The sequence below is a fragment of the Nocardia thraciensis genome (assembly GCF_054782435.1).
This window is the reverse complement of sequence record NZ_BAAGSM010000039.1, coordinates 168467-187095: the sequence shown is the minus strand read 5'-3', so window position 1 is coordinate 187095 and position 18629 is coordinate 168467. Positions and strand designations below refer to the sequence as shown.

19 protein-coding genes are annotated in these 18629 nt (G+C 69.0%); 8 read left to right on the top strand and 11 right to left on the bottom strand.

Annotation, left to right across the window (positions count from 1 at the left end; all coding sequences use genetic code 11):
* Window positions 1-6 precede the first annotated feature (6 nt).
* Window positions 7-999 carry a DUF1906 domain-containing protein gene (locus ACYVLQ_RS25690; protein ID WP_460700082.1) on the top strand — a complete coding sequence of 331 codons (993 nt, stop codon included), beginning with the start codon at window positions 7-9 and terminating at the stop codon, window positions 997-999.
* Window positions 1000-1405: 406 nt separating this feature from the next.
* Complete coding sequence (locus tag ACYVLQ_RS25685; protein ID WP_068014882.1) at window positions 1406-1630, top strand: hypothetical protein; 225 nt, start codon at window positions 1406-1408, stop codon at window positions 1628-1630.
* A 67-nt stretch (window positions 1631-1697) separates the two neighbouring features.
* Here ACYVLQ_RS25685 and rpmF read toward each other — a convergent pair whose 3' ends face one another.
* From rpmF to mrf, 3 genes are read right to left on the bottom strand one after another with little or no spacing between them, the layout of a single operon-like run.
* Window positions 1698-1871 (bottom strand): 50S ribosomal protein L32, encoded by a 174-nt coding sequence (gene rpmF, locus ACYVLQ_RS25680; RefSeq protein ID WP_460700081.1) that lies wholly within the window; start codon window positions 1869-1871, stop codon window positions 1698-1700.
* Window positions 1872-1873: 2 nt separating this feature from the next.
* The gene (locus tag ACYVLQ_RS25675) at window positions 1874-2167 is read right to left on the bottom strand and encodes a type B 50S ribosomal protein L31 (RefSeq protein ID WP_280266477.1); all 294 of its coding nucleotides are present in this window, start codon (window positions 2165-2167) and stop codon (window positions 1874-1876) included.
* A 4-nt stretch (window positions 2168-2171) separates the two neighbouring features.
* Entirely contained in the window at window positions 2172-3500 is a 1329-nt protein-coding gene (gene mrf / locus ACYVLQ_RS25670) for a ribosome hibernation factor-recruiting GTPase MRF (protein ID WP_460700080.1), read from the bottom strand.
* A 135-nt stretch (window positions 3501-3635) separates the two neighbouring features.
* On the opposite strand from mrf, the gene rpmB reads away from it, so the two are divergent.
* From rpmB to rpsR, 4 genes are read left to right on the top strand one after another with little or no spacing between them, the layout of a single operon-like run.
* Window positions 3636-3872: a 50S ribosomal protein L28 gene (gene rpmB, locus ACYVLQ_RS25665; RefSeq protein ID WP_011211510.1), complete on the top strand. Its 237-nt coding sequence runs from the start codon at window positions 3636-3638 to the stop codon at window positions 3870-3872.
* Window positions 3872-4036, top strand: coding sequence for a 50S ribosomal protein L33 (rpmG, locus tag ACYVLQ_RS25660; protein WP_460700079.1), 165 nt, complete (start codon window positions 3872-3874; stop codon window positions 4034-4036). Before rpmB ends, rpmG begins: the two co-directional genes overlap by 1 nt.
* A gap of 1 nt (window position 4037) precedes the next feature.
* A complete protein-coding gene (rpsN, locus tag ACYVLQ_RS25655; RefSeq protein WP_460700078.1) occupies window positions 4038-4343 on the top strand; it encodes a 30S ribosomal protein S14 in 306 nt (101 codons plus the stop codon).
* Window positions 4344-4379: 36 nt separating this feature from the next.
* A complete protein-coding gene (rpsR, locus tag ACYVLQ_RS25650; protein ID WP_040792133.1) occupies window positions 4380-4634 on the top strand; it encodes a 30S ribosomal protein S18 in 255 nt (84 codons plus the stop codon).
* Window positions 4635-4826: 192 nt separating this feature from the next.
* On the opposite strand, the gene ACYVLQ_RS25645 is transcribed toward rpsR, so the two are convergent.
* Entirely contained in the window at window positions 4827-5390 is a 564-nt protein-coding gene (locus ACYVLQ_RS25645; protein ID WP_460700077.1) for a LysM peptidoglycan-binding domain-containing protein, read from the bottom strand.
* Window positions 5391-5589: 199 nt separating this feature from the next.
* Between ACYVLQ_RS25645 and ACYVLQ_RS25640 the strand changes: the two genes are divergently transcribed.
* Window positions 5590-6051, top strand: a complete 462-nt coding sequence (locus tag ACYVLQ_RS25640; protein ID WP_460700076.1) for a hypothetical protein — start codon at window positions 5590-5592, stop codon at window positions 6049-6051.
* Window positions 6052-6379: 328 nt separating this feature from the next.
* Here the strand turns inward: ACYVLQ_RS25640 and purH are convergent, their stop codons facing one another.
* The 6 genes from purH to sucC all read right to left on the bottom strand — a co-directional run bounded on the left by purH (window position 6380) and on the right by sucC (window position 13982).
* A complete protein-coding gene (gene purH, locus ACYVLQ_RS25635; protein ID WP_460700075.1) occupies window positions 6380-7939 on the bottom strand; it encodes a bifunctional phosphoribosylaminoimidazolecarboxamide formyltransferase/IMP cyclohydrolase in 1560 nt (519 codons plus the stop codon).
* Window positions 7936-8568: a phosphoribosylglycinamide formyltransferase gene (purN, locus tag ACYVLQ_RS25630; RefSeq protein ID WP_460700074.1), complete on the bottom strand. Its 633-nt coding sequence runs from the start codon at window positions 8566-8568 to the stop codon at window positions 7936-7938. Before purN ends, purH begins: the two co-directional genes overlap by 4 nt.
* Before the next feature lie 155 nt (window positions 8569-8723).
* Complete coding sequence (locus ACYVLQ_RS25625) at window positions 8724-10319, bottom strand: cell division protein PerM (RefSeq protein ID WP_460700073.1); 1596 nt, start codon at window positions 10317-10319, stop codon at window positions 8724-8726.
* Between the two features lie 280 nt (window positions 10320-10599).
* Complete coding sequence (locus ACYVLQ_RS25620; protein WP_460700072.1) at window positions 10600-11721, bottom strand: DUF5336 domain-containing protein; 1122 nt, start codon at window positions 11719-11721, stop codon at window positions 10600-10602.
* Between the two features lie 165 nt (window positions 11722-11886).
* Window positions 11887-12801, bottom strand: a complete 915-nt coding sequence (sucD, locus tag ACYVLQ_RS25615) for a succinate--CoA ligase subunit alpha (protein WP_460700071.1) — start codon at window positions 12799-12801, stop codon at window positions 11887-11889.
* 14 nt (window positions 12802-12815) lie between these two features.
* Window positions 12816-13982, bottom strand: coding sequence for an ADP-forming succinate--CoA ligase subunit beta (gene sucC / locus ACYVLQ_RS25610; RefSeq protein WP_460700070.1), 1167 nt, complete (start codon window positions 13980-13982; stop codon window positions 12816-12818).
* A 582-nt stretch (window positions 13983-14564) separates the two neighbouring features.
* Here sucC and ACYVLQ_RS25605 point away from each other — a divergent pair.
* Window positions 14565-15698, top strand: coding sequence for a M23 family metallopeptidase (locus tag ACYVLQ_RS25605; protein WP_460700069.1), 1134 nt, complete (start codon window positions 14565-14567; stop codon window positions 15696-15698).
* 201 nt (window positions 15699-15899) lie between these two features.
* Here the strand turns inward: ACYVLQ_RS25605 and pcrA are convergent, their stop codons facing one another.
* Window positions 15900-18431 carry a DNA helicase PcrA gene (gene pcrA / locus ACYVLQ_RS25600; RefSeq protein WP_460700188.1) on the bottom strand — a complete coding sequence of 844 codons (2532 nt, stop codon included), beginning with the start codon at window positions 18429-18431 and terminating at the stop codon, window positions 15900-15902.
* Window positions 18432-18629 lie beyond the last annotated feature (198 nt).

The following is an 18629-nucleotide window of genomic DNA, read 5'->3' as shown; positions in this document are numbered from 1 at the left end:
GTAGATATGCGTTTCGGCTTGGACTACGCCGCCGGAAGACCGGGCGGCCGAGCCATCCGGGCCGCCGGGTACGACTTCGTGGTGCGATATCTGTCGCCGGGCGGGCCAACCCTGCCGGGCAAGCTGCTCACCCCCGAGGAAGCCGACGACCTGCGCGCGCACGACGTGTCGATCGCGTCGAACTGGGAGACCACCGCCACCCGCATGCTCGACGGCTACGGCGCCGGAGTCACGGACGCGAACGCCGCGCTGGCGCAGGTGCTGCGCTGCGGCGGCCGCGCCGACCGGCCCATTTACTTCTCCGTCGATTTCGATGCCACGCCCGCCCAGCAGGTGCCGATCAATGCCTATCTCGACGGCGCGGCCACCGTGCTCGGCCGCGAGTGGGTGGGGGTCTACGGCGGGTACTGGCCGCTGAGCCGGGCCCTCGACGCCGGGGTCGCGCGCTGGGCCTGGCAGACCGATGCCTGGTCGGGCGGCAATGTCGAGACGCGGCGGCAACTGCACCAGACCCTCCGGCAGGTGGTCGTCGGCGGCGTGGTCTGCGACGTGAACGAGGCGGAGGCCGAGGATTTCGGCCAATGGGATCAGGAGGGACCGGACGTGACACCGGAACAGGACGCGATTCTGCGCGATATTCAGATCCAGCTGCGCGGACCCGGCCTGTCCGGCTGGCCGCAGTTGGGCAAGGACGCGCAGGGCCGCAATCGCACGCTGGTGGACGGGGTGTCCGGCGCGCTGGCGTTGATCGACGAATTGCGCACCGAAATAGGCGATTTGGAGGCGACGGTCGCGGAGCTGGAGCGGGAGGTGGAGCGACTGTCGGGCCGCCGCTGGCCCTGGCCCCTGTCGCTGCTGGAGGGTCCGGCCGAACTGGTCGGCGATCAGCTGGCGCGGCTGGAGGCGCTGCTGCCCGACCTGCCTCTGCCGGGCCGTGAGGACCCGCACCGGGCGGACGGCGATCCGCAACGCACCACCGGCACACGGCCTTCGAAGTGACGGCGCCGACGCGATACGGGGGAGTGTGCCCGATCGGGCTACGAAGTGGCGATGAGCGGGTTCTCCCGATCTTCTCGGGGGAACCCGCCCTCCTGGATGAGGGTACCGGCGGCACAGCACGAAATCATCACTTCGATGAGACTTTTTCGTTCCCCAAAAACCAACTAACAGTAGGTAGTTCGCCATTTAGCTATCGCTAGGCAATCGAACCGAGCCGCACCCGCGCAGCTAGTCACCATCTCACAGGTAACCACCGGAACGCCGCATCCGAACACATCGACCATATCGGACACGACACAACAAGACCGTATGGTCTGTTGCCGAAGCGGCCGATACCGCACGCAACGGGCACACTTCGAGTTATCGTCGGGTGGCACGAACACCACTCGCTCCCAAGGAGATTCCGATGGCAGTCACCGTGTCCCTCGACAAGGCCCTCGACAAGGCGTACGAGAACAAGACGCTGAAGGAGATCCTGTCCGCTCCCCCGTCGGCACTGGCCGGGCTGACCGAAAAGCACGACGCCCAGCTACTGGATGCCCTGGGCGTCAAGACCGTCGCCGACCTGGCGTCGAACAAGTACTTCCGGCTCGCGGCGGCCCTGGCCGACCTGGCCGACAAAGAGGGGTAACCCCTGCGAACGACACCGCGGCCACCGTGCGTCGCACGGTGGCCGCGGTGCGTCCGGGACCCGAGCGCTACAGCCGCTCGGGATCGATCAGTCCGCGCCGCACCGCGGTCACCAGCCGCCGCGGCACCTTGTGGACGACGCCCCCGACGCTGACCGGCACCAGGTCGGGTGGCGTCGCCTTCCAGTTCGCCCGCCGGCTGCGAGTGTTGGCCCGCGACATGCGTCGCTTCGGCACCGCCATGTCTAGTCCTCCCCTCGATCGGACCGGACCGCGGAATCCGCCTGGCCGCGTTGCCGTCTGCCGTATTTGCGTTCGAACTTCTCCACCCGTCCCTGGGTGTCCAGCACGCGATTGGCGCCGGTCCAGAACGGATGCGAATCGGAGGTGACGTCGACGGTGATCAGCGGATAGCTGTTGCCGTCGGTCCACTCCGCGGTCCGGGTGCCGGTGGCGGTGGACCGGGTGAGGAAGCGCTTGCCGGTGCTCACGTCCTCGAAGATCACCGGATGGTAATCGGGGTGGATCCCTGACTTCATGGTCCTACCTTTCCTTCGTGCGCCGCTCGCCGGTCGGCGAGGCGCTGTGTGCCGAGTCCGCTTCCGAGCCGTCCTCGCACGGATCGGAATGCCACGCGCCGAACGGGTCCTCCCACTGCGCGACCAGCTCCGGCGCGCCGTGCACCAGCAGCAGTTCGGCGTCGTCGACCAGGGCCCAGTGCAGTGCCCGACGGATCTCGTCCGGGTCGGCGTCACACACCAGGATCGACAGGGAGATATCGCGGTCGCCGAACTGCTCGTGCCAGCGCAGCGCCGCCAGCGCCCGCCGATCCGGATCGGCGGCGGCACGCTCCGCGGGGCTCATCGCCGCCAGCCAGCGCCCGGCGCCCCCGACGCGCAGCCCACCACCGGCCGACTCCAGCCACACCACCTCGTCCGGCTGCGTGGCCAGCCAGATCCGGCCGCGCGCGGTGACGACGCCGTCGAACAGCACGTCCAGCGCCTCGTGCAGGCGGGCCGGATGGAACGGCCGGTCGGTGGAGAATTCGACCAGCGCGACCCCGTGCTCGGTGTCCAGCGGCGGCTGCCCGCGCAGCAGCGGGGCGTGCGCGTCGAAGATCCGGCCGCGCCGGGAGTCCGCCGGAATCCGCTCGAGCAGAGCCTCGATTCCGTTGGCGTCCAAGGCATTCGGGTCACCCGCCCACGCCACAGGCGCCTGCGGAATCAGCCGGTCCAGCACCGCCTGCAGCCGCGCCGCATCCGCACCATCGAGTTCGCGCGCCGTGAAAACCACGGCGGCATCGGCGAATTCGACCTGCCCGACGGCGAGCTGCGCCACCGTCCGGTCGTCGTCGGCGTCGGCCAGACCGCGCTCGGCCAGTGTTTCCTCGCTCAGCGCCCCGGACAGCCAGGTCCGCGCGTCCAGGCAGGTGACCACGGCCTCGATGCGCACGTCCCGGCCCGCCGGACCGTCCACGCGCCCGATCACCCCGGCGACCGGAACCTGCTCGATCGCATGGCACACAGCCTCCGCCTCGAACGCCGGATCCAGGGCGATCACGATGCGCCGCACCGTAGCCCGCGCGGCCAGCTGAACCAGCAGCGGCAGCAGATCCGCACGCAGCGTGCAGGAGACACAACCATGCGCGAGCTCGTGCACGGTGGTGTTCTCCACGGGCATCGCACCCTCGTCCGGCATATGGGACACGGTGCGGCGCACCACGCCCTCACGCAGTTCACTCAGGTCGTGCCGGACCACCACGGTGCCCGGCGCCTCTCGCAGCATCCGCGCCAGATGGTCCACGCCGGTCGCGGCGAGTCCCTCGAACCCGGCCAGCATCACGACCGGCGTGCGGCCGTCGGGGTGAGACATCACCGGAACCCCTTTCGACAATGATTTTCATTTACCGACGGCCAACGGTACAGTGTCGATCGACTGTTGTCGAAAATGATTGTCATTGCGGTGTGAGCGGCCCGGAGCACCGCCGTCGAGAAAAGGAGGGCTCCTATGTCGGCTCACTGCCAGGTCACCGGACGCAAGCCGGGCTTCGGCAAGTCCGTCTCGCACTCGCATGTGCGGACCAACCGGCGCTGGGATCCGAACATCCAGCGCAAGACCTACTACCTGCCCAGCGAGGGCCGCCGGATCACGCTGACCGTCTCGGCCAAGGGCATCAAGACCATCGATCGCGACGGCATCGAGGCGGTCGTCGCCCGGCTGCGCGCGCGGGGAGAGAAGATCTGATGGCGCGCAACGAGATTCGACCCATCATCAAGCTGCGCTCGACGGCGGGCACCGGCTACACCTACGTCACGCGCAAGAACCGCCGCAACGATCCGGACCGGATGATCCTGCGCAAGTACGACCCGGTCGTGCGCAAGCACGTGGACTTCCGAGAGGAGCGCTGAGGTGGCCAAGAAATCCAAGATCGCGCGCAATGAGCAGCGCAAACTCGTCGTCGAACGGCATGCCGAGCGCCGAGCGGAACTCAAGGAACTCATCCGGAACCCGGCCACCCCGGACGCGCAGCGGGCGGCGGCGCAGTTCGCCCTGCAGCGGCTGCCGCGCGACGCCAGTCCGGTACGCTTGCGCAATCGGGACGCCACGGATGGACGCCCGCGTGGACATCTCCGGAAGTTCGGTCTCTCGCGCGTGCGCGTGCGCGAGATGGCCCACCGGGGGGAGCTGCCCGGTGTACGCAAATCGAGTTGGTAGACCACCCCGGATCTCGAGCCGAGAAAGGATGCTGACATGGCTGTGAAGCGAGCGCCATCGAAGAAGGTCCGCGCCGAGCAGGCGCGCCGCCCCAAGAAGAACCCCCTGATCGCCGCCGGCATCGAGACCGTCGACTACAAGGACGTGAACCTGCTGCGCACCTTCATCTCCGACCGCGGCAAGATCCGCAGCCGCCGCGTCACCGGCCTGACCCCGCAGCAGCAGCGACAGGTCGCCACCGCGGTGAAGAACGCCCGCGAGATGGCGCTGCTGCCGTTCACCAGCCGCTGATCCCGGCCAAAAGCACGCCGGGAAAGAAGAGAAGATCACCGGGAAATAAGAGAAGAACGCCGGGAAACAAGAGAAGGCCGCCGGGAAACAAGAGAAGAACGCCGGGAAACAAGAGAAATCCAGGAAATAAGGAGAAGACAGAGAATCCCGGTGCGTGCGCACCGGGATTCTCTGCACATCGGAGGTCGGTCGCTACGGGATGGTGAGTACCTGGCCGACGTCGATGGCGTCGGGGTTGTCTACGCCACTGGCGCCCGCGATCTCCAGGTAGCGGTTGCCGTCGCCGTAGAAGCGTTCGGCGATGGCCCACAGGGTGTCGCCCGGTTCGACGGTGTAGGTCTGGGGTTGCGGTGCGGCCGGGGGCGGCGCCTGGTCCTCGACGACCGCCGCCATCTCGACCTCGGGCTCCGGCGCCGGGATCGGGCTGTCGGTGACCGTGTCCGAGGCCCAGACCGCGCTGCCGTCCGTGCCGTACAGCACGAGGTTGCGGTCCGATTGCATGACCAGCCGGTCGACGTTCTTGCCGTTGGTGTCGGTGGCCCAGGCCGGGCCGCTGTCGGAGTAGAGCACGAAATTGCCGTCGTCCTGCAGGATGGCGCGCCGCACACCCCGCTCGTGCGTGTTGGTTGCCCAGACGACGCCGCCCGGTTCGGAAAGCACCAGGTTACCGTCGTTCTGAAGCGTCAGGGTGTACGCACCGCCCTGCAGGGATTGGCCGAGACCGAGTTCATCGCCCACGTTCAGGGAGTCGCCCACGGTGGTTCCTTTCGGAGAAGGGGATCACTTCGTCGGTAGCTCGATGGCGCCCGAACCGCGTTCGCTCATCGTTTGCGAACGATAGTTGGCGGACCCGATGACCGCAGCGTTTACGCGCAGTCGTTGCAGAAAGTTCACTGGCTTGTCGGGACCGTGACCGGTGCGGGCCGTCGGTCGCCGCCCGCTAGGGTGAACGATCATGGACTGGATCTCGCGTGGACGCCGCGCGGCCGCGGCCGGTGCGCTCTTGCCGACCCTGCTGATCGCGGCGTGCGGCGGCACGGACGACGGTGGGACACAAGCGAATACGAGCACCAGCACGACGTCGGGCCCGGACGCCCCGATCGAACTGGAGCAGCCGCAGCCCGGACGGATGTTCACCGCGAACCCCGCCCTCGTCGGCGCCCGGCCGATCCCGTTCGAGAGCTGGAATCGGGTTGCCCCCGACCGGATCGCGGTGAATTTCCAGGTCGGCTCGCCCGAGTGCTACGGCGTGGACGCGAGCACCACCGAGACCGACGACACGGTCACCGTCGAACTGCGGTCGGGAACCTTGCCGGGGGCGGTCGGGCGGATGTGCACGATGATCGCGGTGCTCGGCACGCTGGAGGTGCCGCTGCAGCGGCCGCTCGGTGATCGAAAGGTGCTCAGCGCCAAATAAATTCGGCGCAATCACAGATGCAAGAGCAATGGACGACGTTGATACGAGGGCGAATTGTGACGTCGGTCACCATAGGGGTGCGTGCCGCATGCACAGCTTCGCGATCGGTCGCGAGACCGCCGCGCCGGTGATACGTTCCCTGACACAAGCCACACGAGTACTGACACAGGCCACACGAGCCACCCGACTCGCGCCCGGCCCCGGCCGGGACAGCGAAACCCGGGTGCCGGGATGAGGAAGGCCCGGCGGCTGGATGAGACGAGGCCCTGCGCGGAACGGTATTTCGCGCAGGGCCTCGTCCTTGCCGTGACTCGGTTTCGGTAGTGACTCAGTGCGCGAAGTGGCGCGCCCCCGTCAGGTACATCGTCAGCCCGGCCTCCCGGCAGACATCGATGGTCAGTTGGTCGCGCACCGAACCACCCGGCTGCACAATGGCTTTCACACCCGCCGCGATCAACTGCTGCGGACCGTCCGGGAACGGAAAGTAAGCGTCCGACGCCGCGACGGACCCCGTCGCGCGATCGCCCGCGCGCAGCACCGCCAGATGCACCGCGTCGACCCGGTTGACCTGCCCCATGCCGACGCCGACCGAGGCTCCATCGTGCGCCAGCAGAATGGCGTTCGACTTCACCGCACGGCAGGCGCGCCAGGCGAATTCGAGATCGGCGAGGGTAGCCGCGTCGGCGGCGTCGCCCGCCGCGAGCGTCCAGTTGGCCGGGTCGTCGCCCTCGGCGTCGACGATGTCGGACTGCTGCAGCAGCGCACCGCCGCTGATCGGGCGCAGCTCCACACCCCCGCGGCGCGGTTGATCGGCGACCAGGATGCGCACATTCTTCTTGCGCTGCAACACTTCCACCGCACCGTCGGCATAGCCGGGCGCCACGATCACCTCGGTGAAGATCTCTGCCACCTGCTCGGCCATCTCCACGGTCACCTCGCGATTGGCCGCGATGACGCCGCCGAACGCGCTGACCGGATCGCAGGCGTGCGCCTTGCGGTGCGCCTCGGCGATATCGGCGCCGACCGCGATGCCGCAGGGATTGGCGTGCTTCACGATCGCCACGGTGGGCGCGGTGTGGTCCCACGCCGCCCGCCAGGCGGCGTCGGCATCGGTGTAGTTGTTGTACGACATCTCCTTGCCGTGCAACTGCTTTGCCTGCGCCAGACCGCCCGCACCGTCGGCCGCGTACAGCGCCGCGGACTGGTGCGGGTTCTCGCCGTAGCGCAGCACCGCTTCGCGGGTCCAGGTTCCGCCCACCCATTCCGGGAACTGCTGTCCGGCGGCGGGATCGGCGGTCAGCACGCTGGTCATCCAGCTCGCCACCGCGACGTCATAGCTCGCGGTGTGCTGGAATGCCTTGGCCGCCAGCGTGGTTCGCTCGGCGAGGGTGAACCCGCCGGACTTCACCGCGACCAGGGCGTCGTCGTAGTCGCCGGTATCGACGACCACGGCCACCGAGGGATGGTTCTTGGCGGCCGCGCGCACCATGGACGGTCCGCCGATGTCGATCTGCTCGACGCATTCGTCGGGGGTGGCGCCGCTCGCGACGGTCTCGGTGAACGGGTACAGGTTCACCACCACCAGGTCGAAGGCCTCCACACCCAGCTCGACCAGCTGGTCGGCGTGCTCGGGCTTGCGCAGGTCGGCCAGGATGCCCGCGTGCACCCGCGGGTGCAGCGTCTTCACCCGCCCGTCCAGGGTTTCCGGAAATCCGGTCAGGTCCTCCACCTTCGTCACCGGGACGCCGGCGTCGGCGATGCGCGCCGCGGTCGACCCGGTCGACACCAGCTCTACGCCCGCCGCGTGCAGTCCGGTGGCCAGCTCGACGAGACCGGCCTTGTCGTAGACACTGACCAGGGCCCTGCGGATCGGTTTGCGCTCAGTCACCGGAAAACTCGCTCATCTGGAATTACTGCCTTTCGTCCATCGGAGACAATGCCTCGGGTCGCGACGGCGGCCACCACATCGGCCAGCAACCGCCGCTCCACAACCTTGATCCGCTCGTGCAGGGTCGTTTCGTCGTCGCCGGGCAGCACCGGCACCGCCTCCTGAGCGAGGATCGGCCCGGTATCGATACCGGCGTCGACCAGGTGCACGGTGGAACCCGTCACTCGCACCCCGTAGGCGAGCGCGTCGCGCACCCCGTGCGCGCCCGGGAAGGAGGGCAGCAGCGCGGGGTGGGTGTTGATGATCCGGCCGCCGAAGCGCCCGAGGAACGCCGGACCGAGGATCCGCATGAAGCCCGCGGACACCACGAGATCGGGTTCGTGCGCCGCGACCGCGGCGGTCATCGCGGCATCCCAGGCCGCGCGATCGGGATGGTCGCCGGGCGCCACCCGGAAGTGCGGGACACCGGCGGCCTGTGCGTGTTCGGTTGCGGCGCAAGACCGGTCGACGCCGACGGCGACCACGCGCGCGGGATAGTCCGGCTCCCCGCTGGCCGCGAGCAGCGATTGCAGCAGCGACCCGGCGCCCGAGGCGAGCACGACGACGGTCGCGGGTGCGGTAGGCGGCACCTGCTGGGCGGACGGGGTCGTCAGCGCTCTACTCCCTGTGTGTCGGGGCCGGAGGAGTCGGCGGCTGTCGAAGAGCCGCCGACTAGAGCCTAACGGGCGCAGCCGGCGCAGCCGTCGTCAGCCCGCGCATGGCCGGAGCGAATGCGGAGGTACGCCTAACGACCGCCGGTTCCGCCGCTGTCGGGCAGATCCGCCTCTACTACTTCCGCGTCGACGATGTCGGCGGGTTCGTCCACATCGTCGGGTCTGGGCGCGGTGGCATCGGAGAGGGAGGGCTGCTCCTCGACCAGTTCGCCCTCGACCACGTCGCCGTCCACCGTGTCTTCCTCGGCGTAGTCGTCGTAGTCGTCGTAGTACCCGTCGGCGTACTCGTCGTCCGGGTAGCCGTCTGCCGCATCGGCGTACTCGTCCCGGTAGCCGTCTGCCGCGTCGGCGTATCCGTCCGGGTAGCCGTCTGCCGCATCGGCGTATCCGTCCCGGTAGCCGTCCGCCGCGTCGGCGTATCGGTCGTGCACGAACGGTCCCGCCGAAGGCAGCAACCAGCGGGCGCAGACCAGGCCCACCAGTCCGGGAACCGCGAGCCAGGCGACGACGAGCGCGGCGGTCGGCCACACCGCGGGCCCGATATAGCCGAATGAGCCGACCGTGCCGCCCGCCAGCGCCCCGAGTACGACCGTCGCCAGCGCCGACAGGCCCGCGGCAGTGAGGGTCGCCCAGGGTGCGCGGATCTCGTCGTAGGAGGTGCGCGCGCAGTCCATGCCGGTCCAGACGCCGATCGCGGCAGGGGCCAGCAGCAACACCGGCCACCAGCCCGCGGCGGGCCCGGCGGGCACCGCGGCGAGGATCGGCAGGCCCGGAACCGGCGCTCCCCCAACGGAGAACACGCTGAGCGCCCCGGTACCGATGTGCACGTCCGCGCCGACCAGCAGGCCCGCCGCATCGATCGCGATATTCGGCAGGTAGAGCACCGACAGCAGGGTCAGGCCGAACACCCCGGCCGCATTGCCCGCAGCGCCGTAGGTGTCGCCGATCCGCGACCAGTGCGCGAGCAGCGAGATCACGGTGACCGCGGCCGCGGCCGCCAGCAGCCGCAGCAGCGCGCGCAGCGCCGCCCGCGCGCCCGGCGCCACCCAGTCGGGCAGCCCGGCGAACAGCCGCTCCCGCAGCGGATTCGCTCGACTCGCGATGCCCGCCACCGCCGCCAGCAGATGCAGGCCGCCCACCCAGCCGAACGCGGCCAGCGTCGCCGGGGGCTGCAGCGCCACCACCGCCGAGGCGTCCTCGGCCACGGCCAGACAGACCGCGGTGATCACGAGGGGTCCGGCGACGGCGGCGCCCACGATCCAGCCCAGATCGGCCCGCGTGGCATCGAGTTCCACCGCTCGGGCGCAGTCGCGCGCCACGAACCACATCAGCACGCCGGTCGGCAGCAGCGGCAGCAGGCCCAGTGACGTCTTGCCGATCACCAGCGGAACCTGGTGCACGGCAAGCCATCCCGCGGCGATCGCACCGGAGGCTCCGGTCATCGAACTACCGGCCGCCAGCAGCGTCGCGAGCACCACCGCCACCACGATGACCACGGTGAAGCTCGAGGTCCGCGCGGCGAGGAACCCCAGCACCTTGGCCCGATCCGGACTGAGGGAGAGAAAGACGTTGTCCTCGGGGGGTGTGCGTCCGGACCCCGCGCGGCGCCCCTCCGGCCTGCCCGGCGGTACCCGGTCGCCATCCCACCGAGCCAGCGAAGATCTCATGCCACCACCTTGTCGATCATGGGCATCCGCCGGAGCGATCGGCGCGAGCCGATCGCGCGCGACCCGAAGGGTTCGATACGGCCGCGCGAACCGAACCTGTGCGGGCATCGTCGGCGGTGACGATCGTGCCCCCGGGCAGTGCCCGCCGCGCGATACACCGCGCGGACCGGCCGCTGCACACCGCACTCACAAGAACTCAGCGTGACACCGAAACGCACGTCGGCGAGCCAGGCGCGCCGTCAGGGGCGCCACCGGACTCGCCGACGTATGAAACGCGTTGTTACTTCTGGTCGTCCTCGGGGCGGAACGCCTTGGTGGCGTCCGCGGCCGGGTTGGCGGCCTGGCCCTCGCCGAACGGCTGGCCCTGCGAGCCCTGGGCGCTCTGGCCGGACTGGCCCGGCTGACCGAAGCTCAGCCCGCCGTACTGCTGCTGTCCCGCGGGCTGCGCGCCGAAGTGCTGGGTGGCGCTCTCGTCACCGGCGGGCTGCTGCGGGCGCTGCTGCGCGCCGTAGGCCGACTGCGCACCGTACTGCTGGCCCTGCTGACCGTACTGCTGTCCCGGCTGGCTCTGCTGGCCGGCTTGGCCGTACTGCTGCTGGCCGTACTGCGACTGGCCCGCCTGACCGCCCTGGCCCGGCTGACCGTACGACGGCTGCTGACCGTACTGGCCGTACGACGGCTGACCGGCCTGACCCGCCTGACCCGGCTGTCCATACGACGGCTGCTGACTGTACTGGCCGTAGGACTGCTGACCGGCCTGGCCGCTCTGCCCGTAGGAGGGCTGCTGGCCCTGGCCGTAGGAGGGCTGCTGAGCGTAACCGCCCTGACCGCCGAACCCGGCGGCCGCGGGCTTCGGCGCCGGGGCGGACATGATCTCCGCCTCGAACAGCACGGCGACCACGGCGGCCGCGGCCTGCACCAGCGCCAGGAACAACACCACCCAGGCGCCCCACGCGAGGCTGACCTCGTCGGGCAGGGTGAACGCCTGCACCAGCAGGCCCAGGAAACCGGCGGCGCTGGCCGCGGCGGCCGCACCGACGTAGTTCTGCTTGCGCAGCAGCGAAATGGCCGCGAGCAGCCCGCCCAGCAGCAGGAACACCAGCAGCGGCGAGATGCCGACCGCCTTGAAGAAGGTCTCCGACTGTTCCTCGGTGCGCACGCCCATGCCGAAGTCCTGGGCCTTCGTCTTGGCGAAGGCGGTGAAGCCGAGCAGGAAGTTGATGATGCCCAGCGCGGCGACACCCACGGTCAGGAAGAACGGCAGGCCCTTGGCGGCCCCGCCACTCGACTCCGGGGTGCCCGATCCTGCACCGGTACCGCTTGCCGACTGGCCGAAGTTGGGCGCGGCGGAGGGCGTCGGCGCGGGCGCGTTGTACCCGGAGCCCCCGGTCGGGTATGACATGTCGTCGTCTCCTATCGAGTCCTTCATGGTCTACACGGCTGGATGCCCTCACTGACGCTACTGCAATCGAGCGTCCTGGTCACGGGCACGGCGTCCGGACCCTGCACTATGACGAGGGTCGCCTTCCCCGGAACGGGAAGGCGACCCTCGTAGGCGACCGGTGGATCAGGCGGTGACGCTGGCCTTCTCCAGGATGGCGCGCGCCAGGGCGGCGGTTTCGGACGGCGTCTTGCCGACCTTGACGCCCGCGGCCTCCAGCGCCTCCTTCTTCGCCGCGGCGGTGCCCGACGAACCGGAGACGATGGCGCCGGCGTGGCCCATGGTCTTGCCCTCGGGGGCGGTGAAGCCCGCGACGTAACCGACGACCGGCTTGGTCACGTTCTCCTTGATGTAGGCCGCGGCCCGCTCCTCGGCGTCGCCGCCGATCTCGCCGATCATGACGATGAGCTTGGTCTCCGGGTCCTTCTCGAAGGCCTCGATGGCGTCGATGTGGGTGGTGCCGATGACCGGGTCACCGCCGATACCGATGGAGGTCGAGAAGCCGAAATCGCGCAGCTCGTACATCATCTGGTAGGTCAGGGTGCCGGACTTGGACACCAGGCCGACCGGGCCCTTGTCGGTGATGTTGGCCGGGGTGATGCCCACCAGCGCCTCGCCCGGGGTGATGATGCCGGGGCAGTTGGGGCCGATGATCCGGGTCTTGTTTCCCTTCTCGACGTTGTAGGCCCACGCGTAGGCGGTGTCCTGCACCGGGATGCCCTCGGTGATGACCACCAGCAGCGGGATCTCCGCGTCGATGGCCTCGATGATGGCGTCCTTGGCGAACTTCGGCGGCACGAACGCGATCGAGACGTCGGCGCCGGTCTCCTTGATGGCCTCCGCGACACCGCCGAACACCGGCAGCTCGACGGCGTTGCCGTCCTTGTCGGTGTGCGAGACCGTGGTGCCCGCCTTGCGGGCGTTGACGCCGCCGACGACCTGGGTGCCCGCCGCGAGCATCAGCGCGGTGTGCTTGGTCCCCTCGCCACCGGTGATGCCCTGGACGATGACCTTGGAGTCCTTGTTGAGGAAGATAGACATTTTCGTCCTTGTCCTTACTTGGCCGCTGCCAGCTCGGCGGCCTTGTCGGCGCCTTCGTCCATTGTCTGCGCCAGCGTCACCAGTGGGTGGTTGGCGTCGGCGAGAATCTTGCGGCCCTCTTCGACGCGGTTGCCGTCGAGACGGACGACCAGCGGCTTGTTGGCCTCGCCGCCCAGGATCTCCAGGGCCTTCACGATGCCGTTCGCCACGGCGTCACACGCGGTGATGCCGCCGAACACGTTCACGAACACGCTCTTGACCTGCGCGTCGTTCAGGATGACGTCCAGGCCGTTGGCCATCACCTCGGCCGACGCGCCGCCACCGATGTCCAGGAAGTTGGCGGGCTTGACGCCGTTGTGGTTCTCGCCCGCGTACGCGACGACGTCCAGGGTCGACATGACCAGACCCGCGCCGTTGCCGATGATGCCGACCTCGCCGTCGAGCTTGACGTAGTTGAGGTCGTTCTCCTTGGCCTTCAGCTCCAGCGGATCGGTGGCGTCGATATCCGCGAACGCCTCGTGGTCCGGGTGCCGGAAGTCGGCGTTCCCGTCCAGGGTGATCTTGCCGTCCAGCGCCAGGATCTCGTTGTCCGGCGTGCGGACCAGCGGGTTCACCTCGACCAGGGTGGCGTCCTCGCCGACGAAGACCTCCCACAGCTTCTGGATCGTGACCGCGGCGGCATCCAGGATGTCGGCGGGCAGGTGGCCCTGCTCGGCGATGGAGCGCGCGAACGCCAGGTCCACACCCTTGACCGCGTCGACCGGCACCTTGGCCAGGCGATCGGGCTTGGTGGCAGCCACCTCTTCGATCTCCATACCGCCCTCGACCGAGCACATGGCCAGGTAGGTGCGGTTGGAGCGGTCGAGCAGGAAGGAGATGTAGTACTCCGAGGCGATGTCCTTGGCCTCCGCGACCAGGATCTTCTTGGTGACGTGGCCCTTGATGTCCAGGCCCAGGATGTTGGAGGCGTGGGTGAAGGCGTCCTCCGGTGCGGCGGCGTACTTCACGCCGCCGGCCTTGCCGCGGCCACCGACCTTGACCTGCGATTTGATCATCACAGGCTTGCCGATCTCGGTCGCGATCGCACGGGCATCCTCGGCCGAGTCCGTGACCCGGCCTTCCGACGAAGGCACTCCGTGCTTTACGAAGAGCTCCTTCGCCTGATATTCGAAGAGATCCATGTACTCACCGTCTCGTCTGCGTTGTTGTACAACGTCTTTGTTGGCGGCCCGTCGTCGGAGGCGGGTCGGGTCGGACTCTAATCAGTCACGGGGACGGGAAATCAGCCGCATACAGCCTAAGTGGCGCAGGTCACGGGACCGCATACCGGGCGGCAAAACCGCTGGCCAACACTACCGACGAGTAGGTTGCTCCCGGCACGGCAGGTCGGGCCGGAGAAGGTACATATTCGGGGCGGGCTACTACACCTCGTCGTCAAGTGGGCTCACGCGGGTGCCCACCCGACAGTGAGATATTCCTTGCTGTTATCGTGATCAATCTCACATGCCAGGACAGGAAGGGCCGCAGCGCTTGCCGACCTGCAATCGTTTCGTTACCGTCGATGCGGTCGATGTCACAGCACGGTCACGACGCCGTCGGGAAGAAAACTTCCCACCGATGGCAGTATGCGTAACCACGGCGGGACTCATCACACGACACAGGAGGACGGCAGGCTTGTTGCAGCACAGCGCTCCGCAGGTAGAGAGCCGCTCCGCAGGCGACCCGTCCACCTCACAGCGTCACCCCGTGCCGGAATTCCGCCGATGAGCGTCGATCCTTATCAACCCGGTCATCGCGCGCGGTCCGCACGCCGTTATCGCCGTAACGACGAACCCTTCGGCGGCCAGCAGCACTTCGGTGGCGGCGGATACGCCGGATCGGCGCCCGCGCAGGCCACCGGTTGGAGCGCCCCCGGCGCCGCCGAGTGGAATCCGGGCCCGGCCGAGAACACCTGGACCGCATCCGGATCAGCGGACTGGGACGCCTGGAACACGCCGAACCTCCCGGACGGCGACGACCGACACGGCGCCTACGACTACCCGGCAGCGGACGATCAGCCGTTCGACCCCGATCGGCTGCGCGCCGGATGGCCGCGCACCGACGTCGGCGACACGCCCAGCCCCCTCGCCCGGCCCAGTCGGGTGGCCGCCCGGCGCAGCGGCGCGCATCGGATGCCAGCACCGCCCGCCGCGCTCAAAGGTCGCGCGGCCGTCGTCGCGGTCGCCGCGGGGGCCGTCGTCGCCGCCGGACAGGCGGGTATGGAGTCCGGCGGGCAGAGCCAGACCTCGACCGCCGACTATCAGGCCGACGGGCAGGTGCACGAGATCGCCGCGCAGTCGGTGAGCCTCGCCGATCCCGCCGCGGCGGGCGGGCAGACCTCCTCCCAGCTGGTCAGCGTCGCCCCGGTGACCGATATCAGCCAGTTCAGCGACATTCTGCAGCACGGCCAGCAGTTCGCCGAGGATCTGGCCGCGCAGGAGGCCGCCAAGCTGCGCCCGCTGTTCACCAAGTTCGCCTACGGCAACTACACCTCCGGATTCGGATTCCGCTGGGGCGCACCGCACAACGGTGTGGACGTCGCGGCGCCGATCGGCACCCCCATCTACGCCGTCGAGGACGGCACCGTGATCGATGCGGGCCCGGCCTCCGGTTTCGGCATGTGGGTCCGCCTGCGCCACGACGACGGCACCGTCACGGTCTACGGCCACGTCGACACCACGACGGTCAACGTCGGCGAGCGCGTCATGGCGGGCGACCAGATCGCCACGGTCGGCAACCGCGGCTTCTCCACGGGCCCGCACTGCCACTTCGAGGTCCATCTCAACGGCACCCAGCCCATCGACCCCCTCCCCTGGCTCGCCTCGCGAGGCATCTCCCTGGGCGCCCAGCGCGACTGAGGTTCCCGGCGAAAAGCATGCCGGGAAATCAGAGTTCCGCACGCAGCACGCGGGCCTACCGTCCCTCATTTCCGGCGTGCTTTTGGCTGGCCCTACCGTCTGTCGTTTCCGGGGTACTTTCGGCCGGGCCTACCATCCGTCGTTTCGGCGTACTTTCGGCCGGAGCTACCGTCTGTCGTTTCCGGCGCTCTTGGCCGGAAACTACAGCTTGACCAGGGTGCGGCTGTATTGGGGGATGAGGCGGATCTTTCCGGCGGTGCCGAAGTCGATGGTTACCGTGGCGAGAGCGCCGAAGCCCTCGGCGGCTACGACGCGGCCGAGGCCGTATTTGTCGTCGCTGACGCGGTCGCCTACGGCCAGGACCAGGTTCGTGTTGTTGCGTTTTCCGGAGCCGCCGGGGGCGGGGCGGCGGGGACCGCGGTCGCGCAGGCCGGGGCGCTGGTCGGACCAGCCGTCGCCACGCGTCCAGTCGCGTTCCAGGCCCTCGTCGTCGCCACCGCGGCGGCGGAAGCCCCGGGTGGTCGCGCTGGCCGCGGGCTCCAGCCGCTGCCAATCGAGCAGGTGGGGCGGAATCTCCTGCAGGAAGCGAGATTCCGGGTTCGAGACCGGCTGGCCCCAGCCGGAACGCATCACCGCGCGGGTGAGGTACAGGCGGCGGCGCGCACGGGTGAGCCCGACGTAGGCGAGGCGCCGCTCCTCCGCCAGCTCGGCCGGATCGCCCAGCGCCCGCATGTGCGGGAATTGGCCGTCCTCCCAGCCGGTCACGAAGACGACCGGGAATTCCAGGCCCTTCGCGGTGTGCAGGGTCATCATCGTGACCACGCCGGTGCCCTCGTCGGGGATCTGGTCGGTGTCGGCGACCAGCGACACCCGCTCCAGGAACGCGGCCAGCGAGCCCGGTTCCGCCTCGCCCTCCGCGGCCTCGGGCACCAGACCCTCCTCCCGGGCGGCCTCCACATTGTTGCGAGCCTCGGAGCTGAATTCGCGGGCGACGCTGACCAATTCGTTGAGGTTGTCCAAGCGGGCGCCGTCCTGGGGATCGTCGGAGGCCTCCAGTTCGGCGCGGTAGCCCGTGCGGTCCAGCACGGCCTCGACGACATTGCCGACATCCGGGAAGTCCAGGTCCTCGACGGCGCCTGCCGCCCGGATCTCGTCCAGCAGGTCCATGAAGCCCGAGAGGGCCCGCTGCGCACGGGTATTCAGCAGCGCCACCTTGCCCGCGGCGGCATCGCGCAGCGCCGCGGCGAAACCGATGCCGCGCTGTTCGGCGTGCACGGCCACACAGGCCTCGGCCCGGTCACCGATGCCGCGGCGCGGGGTGTTGAGAATGCGGCGCATGCTCACCGCATCGTCCGGATTCTCCAGCACGCGCAGGTAGGCGACGATATCGCGGACCTCCTTGCGCTCGTAGAACCGGACACCGCCGACCACCTTGTACGGCAGCCCCATCCGGATGAAGATCTCCTCCAACGCGCGGGAGTTGTTGTTGGTGCGGTAGAACACCGCGACATCGCCGTAGTTGTACTCGCCCTGGTCGACCAGGCGGTCGATCTCGCGGGCCACGAACGAGGCCTCATCGTGCTCGTTGTCGGCGACGTAGCCGACGATCAGGTCGCCGTCGCCGGAGTCGGTCCACAGCTTCTTCTCGCGGCGGCCCTCGTTCTTGGAGATCAGCGAGTTGGCCGCGGACAGGATGTGCTGGGTGGAGCGGTAGTTCTGTTCCAGCAGAATGGTTTCCGCGTCGGGGAAATCGCGCTCGAACTCCTCGATATTGCGGATGGTGGCGCCGCGGAACGCGTAGATGGACTGGTCCGCGTCGCCGACCACGCACAGCTCGCTGGGCGGGACCGCGTCCTCGCGCCGCACCGGGGTGAACTCGGGATCGGCCGCCGTGGCCCCGGCGTCGGCGTCGTCCAGTTCGGCCTCGGAATGATGCCCGACCAGCTCGCGCACCAGCACGTACTGCGCGTGGTTGGTGTCCTGGTACTCATCGACCAGCACGTGCCGGAAGCGGCGGCGGTAGTACTCGGCGACCTGCGGGTGATGCTGCAGCAACGCCACCGTCTCGCCGATCAGGTCGTCGAAGTCCAGGGCGTTGGCCGCGCGCAGCCGCCGCTGATACTCGGTGTAGACATCGGCCACGATGCCGGGCAGCTCGCTCTCGTCGGATTCCGCGTCGGCCGAGGCGGTTTCGGGATCGGTGAGCTCGTTCTTGAGGTTCGAGATGGCCGTGGCCAGCAGGCGCGGCGAGTACTTCTTGGGGTCGAGATTCAGGTCGCGGCCGATCATGGCCAGCAGGCGGCGCGAGTCGTCGGCGTCGTAGATGGAGAAGTTGGAGTTCAGGCCCGGCACCAGGGCGGCCTGGGTGCGCAGGATGCGCACGCAGCTGGCGTGGAAGGTGGAGACCCACATGGTGGTGGCGCGCGGGCCGACCAGGCCGATCACGCGCTCCCGCATCTCGGCGGCGGCCTTGTTGGTGAAGGTGATGGCCAGGATCTGGCCGGGCGTGACGCCGCGCGCGCCCAGCAGATAGGCGATGCGGCGGGTGAGCACCGCCGTCTTGCCCGAACCCGCCCCGGCGACGATCAGCAGCGGGGAGCCGGTGTGCACGACCGCCGCCCGCTGCTGTGGATTCAGCCCCTCGAGTAGGAGTTCGGACCGCTCCGCGGACTGCTTGTCCCCCTGGGTCCGCCCCGAATGTCCCGAACCCGCTGGTCCCGAATCAGAGCGCATCTCTTCCGCCACCGTCGTCTCCATCGTCCATCCACGCTACCGGCGGGCACCGACATCCTGTAGTCCGGCGGCATTCTGACCCCTCCTGGGAACAGGAACCGTTTGGCTCACCCTCGGGCCCGTGGCAGACTGGCCACATGACCTGCGCGCTCACGACCACTGCTGCTCGGCTGATCACTGACTATCGTGGTCACCGAC

Excerpts from the sequence above, each read along its gene's own strand:
- mrf (WP_460700080.1), bottom strand. The coding sequence starts at position 3,500 with ATGTCTCACCCCGACGGCCGCACGCCGGTCGTGATGCTGGCCGGGTTC.
- rpmF (WP_460700081.1), bottom strand. The coding sequence starts at position 1,871 with ATGGCGGTGCCGAAGCGACGCATGTCGCGGGCCAACACTCGCAGCCGG.
- rpmB (WP_011211510.1), top strand. The coding sequence starts at position 3,636 with ATGTCGGCTCACTGCCAGGTCACCGGACGCAAGCCGGGCTTCGGCAAG.
- rpsR (WP_040792133.1), top strand. The coding sequence starts at position 4,380 with ATGGCTGTGAAGCGAGCGCCATCGAAGAAGGTCCGCGCCGAGCAGGCG.
- rpmG (WP_460700079.1), top strand. The coding sequence starts at position 3,872 with ATGGCGCGCAACGAGATTCGACCCATCATCAAGCTGCGCTCGACGGCG.
- ACYVLQ_RS25605 (WP_460700069.1), top strand. The coding sequence starts at position 14,565 with ATGAGCGTCGATCCTTATCAACCCGGTCATCGCGCGCGGTCCGCACGC.
- sucD (WP_460700071.1), bottom strand. The coding sequence starts at position 12,801 with ATGTCTATCTTCCTCAACAAGGACTCCAAGGTCATCGTCCAGGGCATC.
- ACYVLQ_RS25620 (WP_460700072.1), bottom strand. The coding sequence starts at position 11,721 with ATGTCATACCCGACCGGGGGCTCCGGGTACAACGCGCCCGCGCCGACG.
- ACYVLQ_RS25690 (WP_460700082.1), top strand. The coding sequence starts at position 7 with ATGCGTTTCGGCTTGGACTACGCCGCCGGAAGACCGGGCGGCCGAGCC.
- ACYVLQ_RS25685 (WP_068014882.1), top strand. The coding sequence starts at position 1,406 with ATGGCAGTCACCGTGTCCCTCGACAAGGCCCTCGACAAGGCGTACGAG.
- pcrA (WP_460700188.1), bottom strand. The coding sequence starts at position 18,431 with ATGCGCTCTGATTCGGGACCAGCGGGTTCGGGACATTCGGGGCGGACC.
- sucC (WP_460700070.1), bottom strand. The coding sequence starts at position 13,982 with ATGGATCTCTTCGAATATCAGGCGAAGGAGCTCTTCGTAAAGCACGGA.
- ACYVLQ_RS25625 (WP_460700073.1), bottom strand. The coding sequence starts at position 10,319 with ATGAGATCTTCGCTGGCTCGGTGGGATGGCGACCGGGTACCGCCGGGC.
- ACYVLQ_RS25675 (WP_280266477.1), bottom strand. The coding sequence starts at position 2,167 with ATGAAGTCAGGGATCCACCCCGATTACCATCCGGTGATCTTCGAGGAC.
- ACYVLQ_RS25640 (WP_460700076.1), top strand. The coding sequence starts at position 5,590 with ATGGACTGGATCTCGCGTGGACGCCGCGCGGCCGCGGCCGGTGCGCTC.